Origin of the sequence: Psychrobacter sp. PG1 (assembly GCF_014897815.1) — a bacterium.
Taxonomy (GTDB): Bacteria; Pseudomonadota; Gammaproteobacteria; order Pseudomonadales; family Moraxellaceae; genus Psychrobacter.
The window spans coordinates 40,417-54,458 of the sequence record NZ_JABUZG010000064.1 but is presented as its reverse complement, the minus strand read 5'-3'; the positions used below and the strand labels follow the sequence as shown (position 1 = coordinate 54,458).

The following is a 14,042-nucleotide window of genomic DNA, read 5'->3' as shown; positions in this document are numbered from 1 at the left end:
AGGACATGAATATTTTAATCAGTGGTGGCTCAGGATTTTTAGGCAGTGCCTTTAGCAATGAAATTACGGCGCGTTACCGTGCCCAAGATAAAGCGCTGCATATTACTTGGCTGACGCGTGATAGTAGCCAAGTCCATCCGAATGATATCGAAATGATGACTTATGATGAGCTGGCGAGCTCGGATAAGAGCTTTGAGGTTATTTTAAACCTAGCAGGGGCGGGTATCGCCGACTCGCGTTGGAGCGATGAGCGCAAAGAGGCGCTGATTGTTAGCCGAGTTAAGCCTACCGAGTCCTTATTGGCATTTATTAAGGGCACCAGTATTAAACCAAAGCTAATGCTTAGTGGTTCAGCGATTGGTTGGTATGGCACGCAAGGTGACAAACCTCTTACCGAAAGCAGTGGTTTTGAGACTGATTTTGCTCATCGATTATGTAATGAATGGGAGCAGCTAGCATTGACAGCAACCGAATATGGCGTGCCCGTGGCTATTGTGCGTACTGGCGTGGTGATTCATCCTGAGGGTGGTATGCTCGGTAAATTATTAACCCCATTTAAAATGGGTGTCGGTGGACAATTGGGTGATGGTCAGCAGATCATGAGTTGGATCAGTCGTGAAGACTGGGTAGGGGCAGCGATATTCATTATTGAACAGCATCTTGCTAATTATGCGGACACTCAGACTACCGATGAGCACTCGTTAGAAACTATCAATGATACGCCAGTGCTGGTTTATAACCTAACGGCACCCAATCCTGTAAACAATCATACTTTCACCAAAACACTGGGGTCATGGCTACATCGTCCGACATTTTTCACCTTACCAAATTTCTTACTCAAGCTGATGTTTGGTGAAATGTCGACGCTGCTTGTAGACGGACAAAAGGTATTGCCGCGAGCATTACAGGAAGCAGGTTATGAGTTCCAACATCCAACGCTGAAGCAGGCGTTAGAAGAGCAGAGTTCGTAAATCATTAAGTGATGTTTCATGTGAAACATTATTATTTACATGATTTTTTGTTTCATGTGAAACCTAAATGGAGATGTGTATGAGTGACATTGAGGTTGGCGCTACAGCATCCAGCTATCCAAAGAGTAAGGTGATAAATCAATATGCACAATTTGGCGGGGCACTAGGTGGGATATTTCTATGGTTAAGCGTAGCAGTACCTGATGTCTTGTTTAATGATTATAATTTTGATGCGCCCGAAATGTTCAATATTACTAACGTCTATTTCATCACTGCATTTAATGTAGTTTGGCTGCTAGGGTTTGCGCTGATTTTCTATATAATTTTTGGATTTATATTAGGCCTGTTACCTTCGTTATTTACAGGCTGGATTCTTGCGCAAGTAAATGCTCACTGTAATTATAAAGGCCTTCTCATCTCTTTAATTACGGGTGGTTTTATGGGCTTTGCCTTTCTATCTTTACTAGAGCTACCTCTTATTATGCAGGTTTTGACAGGTGGAGCTAGCGCTGTGATTACAGGTCTTATCGCATTACCTAAATACAAATAAAATTTAAATAGTTATTTCACTATTGACAGAAATAAAGTAAATTAAACCAGTCGATTAAATTAAGTAGTCGCGCCAGCAAGATAGCTACTGCTTATCACCAAGTAAGGAGAACATCATGCGTCATCCTTCGTTAGCAAATATTGAATGGCAAGATTTGCGACAGCTTAGTCTTGGCGAGACTGTTTATAATATTTTCTTATCTTTGCCTTTTTTATTATTGTCATGGTGGAGCGCGTGGCAAGGGTGGTGGTTGCTTGCACTTGTGGCGACATTTTTCTTTTTTACTGCCGCACTGAGACAAGCCCATGATTGTTATCATCGAACGTTGGGAGTAGAGAAGCTTGCCACTGAAACCATGCTGTTTTTTCTCAGTATCACGATGCTCTGTAGCACGCATGCTATTCGGCACACACATCTCAATCATCATAGAGATCCACTGGGTGACAGCGATGTCGAGGGTAATTGGGCTCGTCTGCCTTGGTATCAGGCGATATTAGGCGGTGGTATTTTTTCGATTATGATTCAGGGGTTTGGCTTGACGCATGGTAGCCGCCGCAATCGTATGCTCGTTGGCTTTGATCTGTTGCTCATTTTCGCAGTGATTGCCACCGCTTTTATCACGATGCATCCAGTTTTGATATATCACGTATTGGTGATGATATTGGCCAATATCATGGTGGGATTCTTTGCCGTATGGAGCGTCCATCATGGTTGCGATGATGTGGTATATGCCCGCAGTGAGCGCCATCCATTGATTAATTTGCTAACCTTTAATTTGCTCTATCATATTGAGCATCACCTATTTCCAGCTGTCCCGACCAATCATTTACCAATACTGGCTAAGCGCTTAGATGCCACCGCACCGCAGTGGACGCAGCAGCCCGTCATTCCTTTTTTAGCACCAGTCAATAATTATCAAGAATCTAGCGTGATTAATAAAATGAATAACCTCAATGCTGAGGCATCACTCATAAAGGAGTCGTAACATGATTATCCAAAACCATATCAACAGCTATAGAGAGCAAGCGAATTTATCTATTACCATGTACTACGATGATGCGTGCGTGATATGCAGCACCGAGGCGCATAATATGAAAAAACGTCAACCGGAAAAGATACGCTTAGTTCCTGTGGAAGAAGGGCTGGATGAGTTGGCAGTCGCAGGATTTAGCCGTAAGGATGCGATGACTTATATGTGCATGCAAGACAGCTACGGCAATTGGTACACGCATATGGATGCCGTGCGGCTGCTCTACAGGACGGGCGGCGTTAAATGGTCACCGTTATTGTTTTTGCCAGTGGTCAAGCAACTTGGCGACTTGGCTTATCCTTATGTCGCGCGCAATCGCTATAAAATCCCGAATTGGGTGACCAAGTTGCTCTATGGCAAAGCGCTGATGCAAGCTTGTGACAATGGCGTCTGTAAAATAGCACCAGATAAACGTTAAAGTACGTTTAGTGGCAACCATTTAGTTTTGTGGCAACAGCACTTTAGAGGCAAAGCATATGAAGTTTTCGTGGAAAAAAAGACGCTATATCCAGAGCATTCAGTTTTTGACGTAAGATAGCGTTATCTCTATCTGATTAGACCTTACTATGTGGCTTTTTATCGTTTTTACTCAGTTGCTAGCTGTTATGACCACCGTTCTTATTTACTGGTTAATAAAGCCAAAAACGACTGCTGCAAAAGCTGCACTGATAGCTGTTGTCTTTATTATTAATAATAGTGCTCTCATTTATGGTTTGACTGAGTTTTGGGGTGAGCGCTTTCACGTTTATCTGGTCGTTAGTATTTTGCAAGGTTTTATGATTTATGCGGGTTTGATAACTGCTGCAGTTGCGCTACTCGTTTATCCGCTTTTTAGACGGAAATCTCATCCAATACTCTTGCGCGCTCTATCTGTCACGATTTATATAGCCATTGTTAGCTTAGCTGTATTTAATGCCTACTCGCCCGAAGTACATCGATTGACGATCACTACAGCTAAGCCGCTGGCTAAGCCAATGAAGATAGCGCTTGTCTCTGATACGCATCTGGGCAGATGGTTTGGCAATCGGCAGATAAAGAAAATGGTGCACCTTATCGATGCGCAACATCCCGATGTCTTGGTTATTGCTGGTGACATTATGAATGACAATACCATTGCTTACGATAATACCAATATGCATGAGCAGCTATCAAAGCTAAAGGCGCCGCTTGGCGTCTATGCGACTTTAGGCAATCACGATTATTTCGGTTATGACCAGCAGATTACACAGGCGGTGGAAGAGGCTGGCATCAAAGCGCTTGATAATGAGAGTGTGCTATTAGATGATTCAGTATGGCTGGTGGGGCGCTCAGATGATATCGATCGTACTAGACTGTCAGCCGAGGAATTATTGACGCAAGTAGACACAGATAAACCAGTGATATTTTTGGAGCATCGTCCTAGCGCGATGGATGAGGTCAGCGCCCTGCCAGTCGATTTGCATCTGTCTGGGCATACCCATGGCGGGCAGATATTTCCACTAACGCTATTGATGGATTGGTTGAAACCACTAAACTATGGCAGCAAAAAAATAGCCGATACGCAGTTTTTGGTGACCTCTGGTTATGGTATCGGTCCAGTACCATTTAGACTGGGTACGCGTTCTGAGATTTGGATAATTACGTTGCAGTCTGGTGTATGAGCCATTTAAATAAACAGTGTTACCCTAATGATAAAGCCTCTACTATATCTAAATGGTAGAGGCTTTTATTTGCTGTTAGGCTGGCTAATAGCTACTTTGCTTGTCTGGTTAGCTAAAAACACACTGCATTGACGCCATCATACTCAAGGATTCTTCATGCGTTATATGTTTTTTATCACCATCTTTGCGCTATTGCAGCTCTTTAGTGCCGGCGCAGCTCTAAGCGTGCAATGGTGGTTACAGCCTTGGCAGACAGCAGGCTTGCAAACTTCGGTATGGGTCATCGTATTCGTTATTACCAACGGTTTGCTTCTACTCAGTGTCAATAGAGCATTTAAAAATAGCTATCGCTGGATCAGTGGTTGGATGTTAGTCATGCATTTCATGCTATTGACGGCTTTAGTTACCAGCCTATTTTATGGTGGATATTGGTTGGTCACATCGCTAACTGGTGATGCGCTCGCTACAACGGCTACCGTCGATTTTGGGTTGTGCATATTGGCATTGGCAATATTTATCGGGTTGTTTTTCTATGCCCTATATAGTGCTTATGCGCCTGTGGTACGTGAGTTATCTATTGATATTGATAAGCCTTTGGCTAAGCCATTACGTATTGCGGTCGCTAGTGATTTGCATATCGGGAGACTGTTTGGTAGCGGTGCAATAGATAGGCTACATCATCTTATGGTAAAAAATACAGCAGATATATTGCTGATGCCGGGTGATATCATGGATGACAATATACAGGCATTTACTGATTATAATATGGCAAAAAACTTGGCGGAGTTATGCAAAAGCCTGCCGTATGGTGTTTATGCAACGCTGGGCAATCATGATTTATACGGGCACGAGCAGCCGATTGTCCAAGCGTTGCGTGCTGCTGGCGTGCAGTTGTTAAATGATGAAGTAATCGGTATCGAGCATGAAGGACAACCAATCTGGCTGGTTGGGCGTTTTGATAACCATAAAAGACAGCGGGTAGCCACAACCGATCTACTGGCTCAAGTTGATACTACACAGCCAGTGATACTGCTAGATCATAGACCAAGTGATATTGCTGAGCACAGCCAAATGCCGATTGATTTACAGCTCTCAGGGCATACCCATAACGGTCAAATATTCCCCGCCAACTTTATTGTCAGTGCCATCAACCGCTTGGGTTATGGCTATGAAGCCATTGGCAAAGGACACTTTGTGGTGTCATCTGGTTACGGCTTTTGGGGCATTCCATTTCGCTTGGGTTCGCGCTCAGAGATTTGGCTGATCACTTTGAATGGTCAGGTTGGAGATAACGTTTAAGCAAGTCATATTTAAGAAAACAATGCTTAAAAAAGTAACGTTTAAATAGTGGCAGTGCCATTCTATTTTATAAGTAAACAGGCACTCTCTTATACAACTGTGTTGATAACTATGCCGCTAATTGTGACTGAGTATTGATAACGTCACGCACAAAACTCGCAAACCCTTTAATAATATCGCCTGTTTTTTGTCCGATACCTTGATGAATACTCATAAAATGAATAAAACCATGCGGCGCACCAAGAATGGTATGAGTCTCGACTGCTACACCATGCACCTTTAATTGCTTTGCATAAGCAAATGCTTCATCACGTAATACGTCTAATTCTGCGGCGACAATATAAGTCGGGCATACTTTACTATTATCACCAAGCATCGGACAGTTAAGTATATGCTGGCGTGGCAAGGGGCTGTTATTTAAACAAGCAGCATCAAATACAGCCACATCGGCATGATCCAATAATAATCCCTCACCATATAACTCCCAACTTGGATAATCCGTTTCGATATCCGTCACAGGATATAAAGGCATTTGTGCAAGCGGCTTTGGTAAGGGCTCTAATAAATCGAACATTTTTTGACCTGCAATGCCCAGATCTGACCATGCGACTTTCGAGGGCGCAGTGAGTTGTTGGGCAATCAAAGTGGACAATCCGCCGCCAGCACTATAGCCTGCTAGTACGATTCGCGAGGATAAAGCGCCTAAGGTATGGCAATGCTCAGCCAGCCAAGCGTAGGCAGTAATACAGTCTTTAAATGCGGCTGGTGCAGGATGCTCAGGTGCTAAGCGATAATCAACACTGACTATCGGCCAGCCCGTCTGCTCACAAACCGCGTGGCAAAATTCATGATGGGTATTGACATCACCAATACAAAATCCACCCCCATGAAAATATAACAACACTGTTTCATCAGAATTATGAGTATCCGCTTTTTTGAACCCTAAGCCATGAGAGCTCGCGTCTGATTGATAACAGCGAATGGTCATATCGCCATCATCAGCGTTGGCAATCACTTTGTCTTCCCAATGCACAAGCTTCTGATTTTTTTTCGTAAATCGCTTCATGTTGCTGATGATATTGTCACTTGCTTGCTGCCATACCTGCGGCGCTTGCATCGCCACGGCGTCAGCGGCGAACCTTTCGCGCAGCTCATGCATTGGTGTCAGCTCAAGAGGCGTTTTAAGTTTACTATTCACCGCGAGAATCAAACGCAGGTGAGCATCGGCGTGAAGGTATTGTTTTGAGGTCGGTCCTTTCCAATAACCAACCAAGCTCTCTAATAGTGGCGTTGGCAGATAGCCGACTCCTTTCATGGCATAGTGCAAGGTATGCGGCTGGCAAGTCGTCAACGGGTTATAGCTAAGTACTTTTTGTTTGGCGGTCAAACGATTCTCTTGAGTGCCATTTTCTTCTTTTATACCTTTATCTATACGATCTGTTGATGCGAGCTTTATCGTCATCAGCGCTTTATTTAATAGCGCATTGATTGATAACACGGTTGATTTAGACATAACACTTCTCGTTGATGATTGTCAGTATGCGTTGTCATATATGAGCATTCACTTTGACATGAGCCATACTATTTAATAGCAATAGTAGAGTAATCAAAAATAAAGTTGAGTATTGTTTGGTAATGGCTTATGTACCAATGGTAAGTTTTTTGGAATAAGTACTGCTTTCTTGTAGCTTGTGTTAACGAACGTGGATAGTCATTTACCACCTATGAAATTCTGTTTTGAGCACTTTAATCCAGATTTAGGCAATATTTGTTGTAAATTAGAAAAATTCCCTTGGCTTAGGCTTGAAATTTAGCTCCATCACCTTTATCAAACAGCTAGTAGAAGGTACTCATAACAACAATGTGTAAGACGGGTTAATTATTTAATAAGAGCACAGTATCCCTAGTAAATAGTGAGCTTGTTGCCTCTTATATAAATTGTCATTATTAAAATTCTAAGGAGCTATCATGAGCGAGCAAAATACCAACCACGAATCGCCTGAGCAAAATGTGGCGCATGACAATATTGAACACAGTGACAGTATTTTAGAAGAAACCATGAAAGAGTTTGATCCAAAGCATAACTCAGGTGAAGAAATGACCATCGAAAATGAAATCGATCTCGACACCTTTAAAGCGCGCATCGCTGAACTAGAAGGTGAAGTGAAGCAAGCTAAAGAAGTCACCGCTCGTGCCAATGCTGAAGCTTACAATGCACAAAAACGCATGGAGCAAGAGGCGGATAAGAGTAAGCGTTTTGCCTTGCAGAAATTTGCCAAAGAGCTATTAGAAGTGGTCGATAATTTAGAACGCGCCATCGAAAGCGCCCATGCCGATGACCCTGTTACAGAAGGGGTGAGACTGACGCACAAAGCGTTATTGGACGTATTAAATAAGAACGGCGTCGAAATGGTTGACCCACAAGGCGAGAAATTTAATGCTGATTTGCACGAAGCAGTGGGTATTGATGAAGAAGCGGAAGCTGATACTGTCGGTACTGTATTACAAAAAGGTTATAGCTTGAACGGTCGTTTATTACGCCCAGCCATGGTACGTGTTGGGCAGTAGTACTAAAAATTGGATTTTTAATGTGCTAAACCCTACTATTATTAAGGGTTTTCACAAAAAGTCACACGAAAGACAAATTTTGCATGATGATTGACTTGAAAAAATCCATAAGTAAACCGATATATATAGCAACAAGAGATCAACCACGGTCTGAATAGATAAATACTTAAAACAAATTAGGAGCAAATAATTATGGGTAAAGTAATTGGTATTGATTTAGGTACGACTAACTCGTGTGTCGCAGTGATGGAAGGTGACAAAGTCAAAGTCATCGAAAATGCTGAAGGTACTCGTACAACGCCATCTATCGTTGCTTATAAAAACGATGAAATTTTGGTGGGTCAGTCAGCCAAACGTCAAGCGGTCACCAATCCAAACAACACGTTGTTTGCGATTAAGCGTTTGATTGGTCGTCGTTTTGATGACAAAGTCGTGCAAAAAGACATCGGCATGGTACCTTACAAAATCGCCAAAGCAGATAACGGTGATGCGTGGGTAGAAATTAATGGTAAAAAATTAGCACCACCACAGGTTTCTGCTGAAATCTTGAAAAAAATGAAAAAAACAGCAGAAGACTATCTTGGTGAAACTGTTACTGAAGCGGTTGTAACGGTACCTGCTTACTTTAACGACTCACAGCGTCAAGCAACGAAAGATGCGGGTAAAATTGCCGGTCTTGATGTAAAACGTATTATTAACGAGCCAACCGCTGCAGCACTTGCTTATGGTATGGATAAAAAGCAAGGCGATAGCACTGTTGCTGTTTATGACTTAGGTGGTGGTACGTTTGACGTATCAATCATCGAAATCGCTGACGTTGATGGCGAGCAGCAGTTTGAAGTTTTAGCAACCAATGGTGATACATTCCTTGGTGGTGAAGACTTTGACTCAGCATTGATTGATTATTTGGTTGATGAGTTCAAAAAAGACCAAGATGTCAATTTGAAAGGTGACTCATTGGCGATGCAGCGTCTAAAGGAAGCGGCAGAAAAAGCGAAAATTGAGTTATCAAGTGCCCAAAGTACTGAAGTGAACTTGCCTTATATTACTGCAGACAGCAATGGTCCTAAGCATTTGGTGGTCACTATCAGTCGCTCAAAACTTGAGAGCTTAACTGAAGAGTTGGTACAACGTACCATGGGTCCTTGTAAGATTGCGCTTGAAGATGCTGGCATAAAAATTGGTGACATCGATGATGTTATCTTAGTTGGTGGTCAGACTCGTATGCCACTGGTACAGCAAAAAGTACAAGAGTTCTTCGGTCAGGAGCCACGTAAAGATGTGAACCCTGATGAAGCAGTAGCGGCAGGGGCTGCGATTCAAGGCGCGGTATTGTCTGGTGAAAAAACAGACGTATTGCTACTTGATGTGACGCCATTAACGCTTGGTATCGAAACGATGGGTGGTGTCATGACACCAGTTATTGAGAAAAACACCATGATTCCTACTAAGAAATCACAGGTATTCTCAACGGCTGAAGACAACCAACCAGCTGTGACCATCCAGGTTTATCAAGGCGAGCGTAAAATTGCTAACCAAAATAAACAGCTTGGTCGTTTTGATTTGACGGATATTCCACCAGCACCACGTGGTCTACCGCAAATTGAAGTTACTTTTGACATCAATGCTGACGGTATCATGAATATCTCAGCAACTGATAAAGGTACTGGTAAAGCGCAAAGCATCCAGATCAAAGCAGATTCTGGCTTGACGGATGAAGAAATCGAGCAAATGGTTCGTGATGCAGAAGCCAATGCTGCAGAAGACGAAAAATTCGCTAATTTAGCGCAAGTTCGTAACGAAGCAGATGGTCGTATTCATGCGGTACAAAAAGCGTTGAAAGACGCTGAAGATAAGGTAACTGCTGAAGAAAAATCAACAGTAGAAGCTGCTATCTCTGAGCTTGAAGCGGTAATGAAAGAAGATGATCATGATGACATCAAAGCCAAGCTTGAAGCATTAGACAATGCTTTCTTGCCAGTTAGTCAGAAGATTTATGCTGACGCAGGCGCAGGTAGCGAGGGCATGGATCCAAGCCAGTTCCAACAAGGCGCGGACAATGCAGCAGATAGCAACCAAGCTGATGATGACGTCGTTGATGCTGAGTTTACTGAAGTAGACGAAGACAAAAAATAACTGTGATTTAGTAACTAAACGCAGTTAAAACAAAAAACGCATCCTTCGGGGTGCGTTTTTTTATGGCTGCTATTTATAAAAAATATCCTACCACTCTATATCTTGTCTTCATGATTTAAAGGCACTCACTATCAGTACTTCATAAGTCAAATGAACGATAGGCTGACCGTCGTCATCTTGCGCCGAAAAATGTTGCCAATAATCAGACTCAAACTGTTGCAAGCGTGCCTTGGTCCACATAAAGGGCTGGGTGCTGTTGGCTTTTACTTGCGTCTGATTGGTCGATACGCCTGTCAATTTCATATGTTTTAGGATGGCGTAAGGACTGGCAAACGGTAACTCGAAACGCTGAGTGGACAGTTCAACTTTCTCAAAACCAGCACTAATTAGTGCTAATCGCCACTTAATGATATCGGGATAGTGAAGACCCTGATCCGTTAGAGTCTTTATTTGCAAAAAGTTATTTGGCGTAAAAGTATTAAACAGCAGTTGACCTCCAGCTTGCAAACGGCGTGCTGATTGCGCAACAAAGTTTAAGGGGTCATCAAACCACTGCACAGCATTGGCACTGATTATTAAGCTATGCTCATCCTCAAAGTCCATCGTTTCAGCATCGCCAATTGCTATGTCAGCATTGGGCATTATGGATTGTAAGGTAGCCGCTTGTTCAGCGCATAATTCATTGATTAGCCAATATTGACTTTGAATGTGTGCTGCGAGTAGGCGGGTCATTTGACCGGTTCCTGCACCGACTTCAAGTACACTGTCGTGTTCAGTGTGGGTGAGTTTGTCTATTAAATATTGACAGACTTGCTGCTGAATATTGGCATGCTGGTCATAGTCGCTGGCATTGGCAAAATGACGAGCGATGGTTTGTTTTCTGGTGCTAAAGTTATCAGGCGTGGCGAGTGTTTTCATACGGTTTATTATATCCAAGTGAGCCAATTATCAATCGATAGCAGGACTGACGTCGCTGATGTATAACAACAGATTTATAATTGTTGTATCAATTGTTCGCAGTCTTCATCTGTCAGCTTGGCATTCATCACCAAACGGATACGAGCGGTGTTTGTAGGCACAGTGGGTGGCCTGATAGGCAGGGCGTAAAAACCTGCTACTTGCAATTGTTGTGCTTTGGCAAGCGTGCTGGCATTGTCGCCCAAGATGTAAGGCACAATCGGTGAGTCATAGTGTGGATGCCGGGTGTTCTGGGACACACGGTATCTTGGGTCGATGGCTTGACTAAGCTTGGTAGACAACCGCGCTAAATGCGCCCGTTGATTATTTAGCATTGGCATTTTTGCTAAAATAAATCGCGTCCATGCGTGATTGATAGGGGGTAATGCAGTACTAAAAATTAGTGGACGCATGCGGTTAATTAGCCATTGCTTGACGACATCATCGCACATGATATAAGCACCCACCGAGGCAAACGCTTTACCGAAAGTACCGACCAAATAGTCAATATCAGCCAATGTCTGCGTTTCTTCTGCTAGTCCCAATCCTGTATCACCTAATACACCGATGGCATGAGCCTCATCGACATACAGTTCGATACGAGCATCGCTAGCTTTTAAGTGTACCAGTTGACATAAATCCGCACGATCACCATCCATACTAAAGATGCTCTCAGTGACAATAATGATGCGCTCAATGTCTGGCGCTGCTTGCTCAATAAACGTCGCCAAATGTTCATAATTATTGTGACGATAACGATGATAGCTGACAAGTTTGCTTTGGCTCAAACGCAACCCATCGATAATGCTGGCGTGTACCAGTTTGTCAGCTAAGATCAGTGTTTTGACTGGCAAGGCTGTGAGGGCTGGCAATATACCAAGATTGGCATGATAGCCGCTATTCAATACCAATACCGATTTTGAGGCAGAGATATCACGTTTGCCGACAGCGGTTTGATACCATTCCTGCAGCTCAGACTCTAGCGCTTGTAGCTGTGCATCATTTCCAGTGAGCAAGCGTGAGGACGTCGCACTCATCTTAGGCATTTGTGCGACTGATAGCAGTGTTAGTTGACTGAGAAATTCGTTTTGTAATTCGGTGTCGCCGCCTAAGCCCAGATAATCGTTACTGGCGATATTGAGTAAGGTTTTACCACCGCTAATAACGTATCGCCCATGATGATGGAGATTGGGTAATTGACGGTATTGTTGGGTGGCTTTGAGTACTGTAAGCGCTTCTTGTAGGCGGCTAGTTATACGTCCAGTCATTATTTTTACCTTAAAATATTCGGTATCTCTTATTGTTTTATGTTTATTTCTGCGAGAAAGGCGATGAAATGAGTAGGGATTATTGCATAAACTCAGTGGTTGTAACAAAAGATTTCATATCTTTGCCTTTGTAACCCAAGCACTGATAAATACTTGCAAATCTTAACTCTCATACCATCAAACACTGACAGACGACTTGAAATAGTTTGTTACTATATACCCATCGTTAGCAAACAAGGCGATAGGGCTATAAAAGCCAATATAAATAGATAACTTGTTTGTCCAAATTGATTTTAAGGAGCTAATAATGAAAACTCTACAAAAAACGCTACTTGCACTAGCAGCTGGTTCTTTGTTAACTGTTGGCGCACAGGCCGCTACTTCTTATAGCAACGGTTACACTGGTCAGCCGTATGTCGGCGTCAAAGTCGGTCAGTTTGATCTAGATATTGACAATGCAGATGATCCAACTGCTTATGGTGTCTACGGTGGTTATAACTTCGATCAAAACTTCGGTGTCGAAGCAGAGTATGTAGGTTCAGATGATGCTGATTACAGAAACGGTGATCTTGATGCCAAAACTTATGGCGCGTACGGTACTGCACGCTACCAGTTCCCAAACACTGGCTTATACGCCAAAGGTAAGCTAGGGGTTGCTAAAACTGAAGTAGAAGGTGATTACACCGTTGGCCCAGTCAAAGTTTCGAACTCTAGCAGCGACACAGGTCTTGCTGGTGGTGTAGGTCTTGGTTACTCAGTGAATCCTAACTTTGGTGTCGAAGCTGAATACTCAATGATGGACAGTGATGTCGATGCCAAACTACTTACTGTTGGCGCTCAGTTGAAGTTCTAAAGCCAAAACGATTTATCAGCTAAACGAGTGAGAGAAGATGGCAATAATAATCTTTTCTCATCCAGATACTTTATAGACAAATAATTAAAAATATAACCCTAGGGGAATACTATGAAAACTTTACAAAAAACGTTACTTGCATTAGCAGCTGGTTCTTTATTAAGCATGGGTGCACAAGCCGCCGTATCTTATGGCAACGGTTACACTGGTCAGCCATACGTTGGTGTAAAAGTCGGTCAGTTTGACCTAGATGTAAACGGTGCTGACAAGCCAACTGCTTATGGTGTCTATGGTGGTTACAACTTTGATCCTAACTTTGGTATCGAAGCAGAATATGTAGGTTCAGGCGATGCCGATTATTATAACGGTGATATCGATGCCAAGAGCTATGGCGCGTATGGTACTTATCGTTATCAGTTCCCAAATACTGCGCTATATGCCAAAGGTAAGCTGGGTGTTGCTAAGACTGAAATCGAAGGTAACTATATCGTTGAAGACTCTAATAGAAAAACCATTTCTAACGATGATACCAGCCTTGCAGGTGGTGTAGGCCTTGGTTATTCGGTTAACCCAAACTTCAGTGTCGAAGCTGAATATGACATGTTAGGTAGCGACGCAGATCTAATGACTGTTGGTGCTCAGCTAAAATTCTAAGTTTTTGATTAGCAGTATGATAACTAAAAAACGCACCTCGAAGGGTGCGTTTTTTTGTACGATAAAAAGCACTGTAAGCGTCATTAAAAAAGAGTGCATTTGAAATAATGTTCTGT

13 protein-coding genes are annotated in these 14,042 nt (G+C 42.9%); 10 read left to right on the top strand and 3 right to left on the bottom strand.

From position 1 onward, the window contains the following. Positions 1 to 5: 5 nt before the first annotated feature. The 6 genes from INT03_RS10490 (at position 6) to INT03_RS10465 (ending at position 5,490) form a co-directional block, all read left to right on the top strand. Entirely contained in the window at positions 6 to 971 is a 966-nt protein-coding gene (locus tag INT03_RS10490) for an epimerase (protein ID WP_193008899.1), read from the top strand. A 79-nt stretch (positions 972 to 1,050) separates the two neighbouring features. Beyond that, positions 1,051 to 1,521, top strand: a complete 471-nt coding sequence (locus tag INT03_RS10485; RefSeq protein WP_193008898.1) for a hypothetical protein — start codon at positions 1,051 to 1,053, stop codon at positions 1,519 to 1,521. A 115-nt stretch (positions 1,522 to 1,636) separates the two neighbouring features. After that, positions 1,637 to 2,506 carry a fatty acid desaturase family protein gene (locus tag INT03_RS10480; RefSeq protein WP_193008897.1) on the top strand — a complete coding sequence of 290 codons (870 nt, stop codon included), beginning with the start codon at positions 1,637 to 1,639 and terminating at the stop codon, positions 2,504 to 2,506. A 1-nt stretch (position 2,507) separates the two neighbouring features. Continuing rightward, positions 2,508 to 2,969 (top strand): thiol-disulfide oxidoreductase DCC family protein, encoded by a 462-nt coding sequence (locus tag INT03_RS10475; RefSeq protein ID WP_193008896.1) that lies wholly within the window; start codon positions 2,508 to 2,510, stop codon positions 2,967 to 2,969. A 187-nt stretch (positions 2,970 to 3,156) separates the two neighbouring features. Beyond that, a complete protein-coding gene (locus INT03_RS10470; RefSeq protein WP_226950303.1) occupies positions 3,157 to 4,191 on the top strand; it encodes a metallophosphoesterase in 1,035 nt (344 codons plus the stop codon). Positions 4,192 to 4,347: 156 nt separating this feature from the next. Then, positions 4,348 to 5,490 carry a metallophosphoesterase gene (locus tag INT03_RS10465; protein ID WP_193008894.1) on the top strand — a complete coding sequence of 381 codons (1,143 nt, stop codon included), beginning with the start codon at positions 4,348 to 4,350 and terminating at the stop codon, positions 5,488 to 5,490. A 109-nt stretch (positions 5,491 to 5,599) separates the two neighbouring features. Here the strand turns inward: INT03_RS10465 and INT03_RS10460 are convergent, their stop codons facing one another. Then, positions 5,600 to 7,003, bottom strand: a complete 1,404-nt coding sequence (locus INT03_RS10460) for an alpha/beta hydrolase (protein ID WP_193008893.1) — start codon at positions 7,001 to 7,003, stop codon at positions 5,600 to 5,602. 455 nt (positions 7,004 to 7,458) lie between these two features. Between INT03_RS10460 and grpE the strand changes: the two genes are divergently transcribed. Then, the gene (gene grpE, locus INT03_RS10455; protein WP_045447584.1) at positions 7,459 to 8,058 is read left to right on the top strand and encodes a nucleotide exchange factor GrpE; all 600 of its coding nucleotides are present in this window, start codon (positions 7,459 to 7,461) and stop codon (positions 8,056 to 8,058) included. 192 nt (positions 8,059 to 8,250) lie between these two features. Then, the gene (gene dnaK, locus INT03_RS10450; RefSeq protein ID WP_045447587.1) at positions 8,251 to 10,194 is read left to right on the top strand and encodes a molecular chaperone DnaK; all 1,944 of its coding nucleotides are present in this window, start codon (positions 8,251 to 8,253) and stop codon (positions 10,192 to 10,194) included. A gap of 108 nt (positions 10,195 to 10,302) precedes the next feature. Here the strand turns inward: dnaK and INT03_RS10445 are convergent, their stop codons facing one another. Both INT03_RS10445 and INT03_RS10440 read right to left on the bottom strand, forming a co-directional pair. Continuing rightward, positions 10,303 to 11,112, bottom strand: a complete 810-nt coding sequence (locus tag INT03_RS10445) for a methyltransferase domain-containing protein (RefSeq protein ID WP_193008892.1) — start codon at positions 11,110 to 11,112, stop codon at positions 10,303 to 10,305. A 74-nt stretch (positions 11,113 to 11,186) separates the two neighbouring features. After that, complete coding sequence (locus tag INT03_RS10440; protein WP_193008891.1) at positions 11,187 to 12,419, bottom strand: 8-amino-7-oxononanoate synthase; 1,233 nt, start codon at positions 12,417 to 12,419, stop codon at positions 11,187 to 11,189. Positions 12,420 to 12,726: 307 nt separating this feature from the next. Here INT03_RS10440 and INT03_RS10435 point away from each other — a divergent pair, with 307 nt between their 5' ends. Both INT03_RS10435 and INT03_RS10430 read left to right on the top strand, forming a co-directional pair. Then, positions 12,727 to 13,272 carry a porin family protein gene (locus tag INT03_RS10435; RefSeq protein ID WP_193008890.1) on the top strand — a complete coding sequence of 182 codons (546 nt, stop codon included), beginning with the start codon at positions 12,727 to 12,729 and terminating at the stop codon, positions 13,270 to 13,272. A 111-nt stretch (positions 13,273 to 13,383) separates the two neighbouring features. Then, on the top strand, positions 13,384 to 13,926 hold the full coding sequence (locus INT03_RS10430) for a porin family protein (RefSeq protein WP_045447596.1): 543 nt from the start codon (positions 13,384 to 13,386) through the stop codon (positions 13,924 to 13,926). Positions 13,927 to 14,042 lie beyond the last annotated feature (116 nt).

What these genes read in the sequence shown, in the direction of transcription:
- INT03_RS10465 (WP_193008894.1), top strand. Translation starts at nt 4,348, where the DNA reads ATGCGTTATATGTTTTTTATCACCATCTTTGCGCTATTGCAGCTCTTT.
- INT03_RS10485 (WP_193008898.1), top strand. Translation starts at nt 1,051, where the DNA reads ATGAGTGACATTGAGGTTGGCGCTACAGCATCCAGCTATCCAAAGAGT.
- INT03_RS10435 (WP_193008890.1), top strand. Translation starts at nt 12,727, where the DNA reads ATGAAAACTCTACAAAAAACGCTACTTGCACTAGCAGCTGGTTCTTTG.
- INT03_RS10470 (WP_226950303.1), top strand. Translation starts at nt 3,157, where the DNA reads ATGACCACCGTTCTTATTTACTGGTTAATAAAGCCAAAAACGACTGCT.
- INT03_RS10480 (WP_193008897.1), top strand. Translation starts at nt 1,637, where the DNA reads ATGCGTCATCCTTCGTTAGCAAATATTGAATGGCAAGATTTGCGACAG.
- INT03_RS10440 (WP_193008891.1), bottom strand. Translation starts at nt 12,419, where the DNA reads ATGACTGGACGTATAACTAGCCGCCTACAAGAAGCGCTTACAGTACTC.
- INT03_RS10490 (WP_193008899.1), top strand. Translation starts at nt 6, where the DNA reads ATGAATATTTTAATCAGTGGTGGCTCAGGATTTTTAGGCAGTGCCTTT.
- INT03_RS10445 (WP_193008892.1), bottom strand. Translation starts at nt 11,112, where the DNA reads ATGAAAACACTCGCCACGCCTGATAACTTTAGCACCAGAAAACAAACC.
- dnaK (WP_045447587.1), top strand. Translation starts at nt 8,251, where the DNA reads ATGGGTAAAGTAATTGGTATTGATTTAGGTACGACTAACTCGTGTGTC.
- grpE (WP_045447584.1), top strand. Translation starts at nt 7,459, where the DNA reads ATGAGCGAGCAAAATACCAACCACGAATCGCCTGAGCAAAATGTGGCG.
- INT03_RS10475 (WP_193008896.1), top strand. Translation starts at nt 2,508, where the DNA reads ATGATTATCCAAAACCATATCAACAGCTATAGAGAGCAAGCGAATTTA.
- INT03_RS10460 (WP_193008893.1), bottom strand. Translation starts at nt 7,003, where the DNA reads ATGTCTAAATCAACCGTGTTATCAATCAATGCGCTATTAAATAAAGCG.
- INT03_RS10430 (WP_045447596.1), top strand. Translation starts at nt 13,384, where the DNA reads ATGAAAACTTTACAAAAAACGTTACTTGCATTAGCAGCTGGTTCTTTA.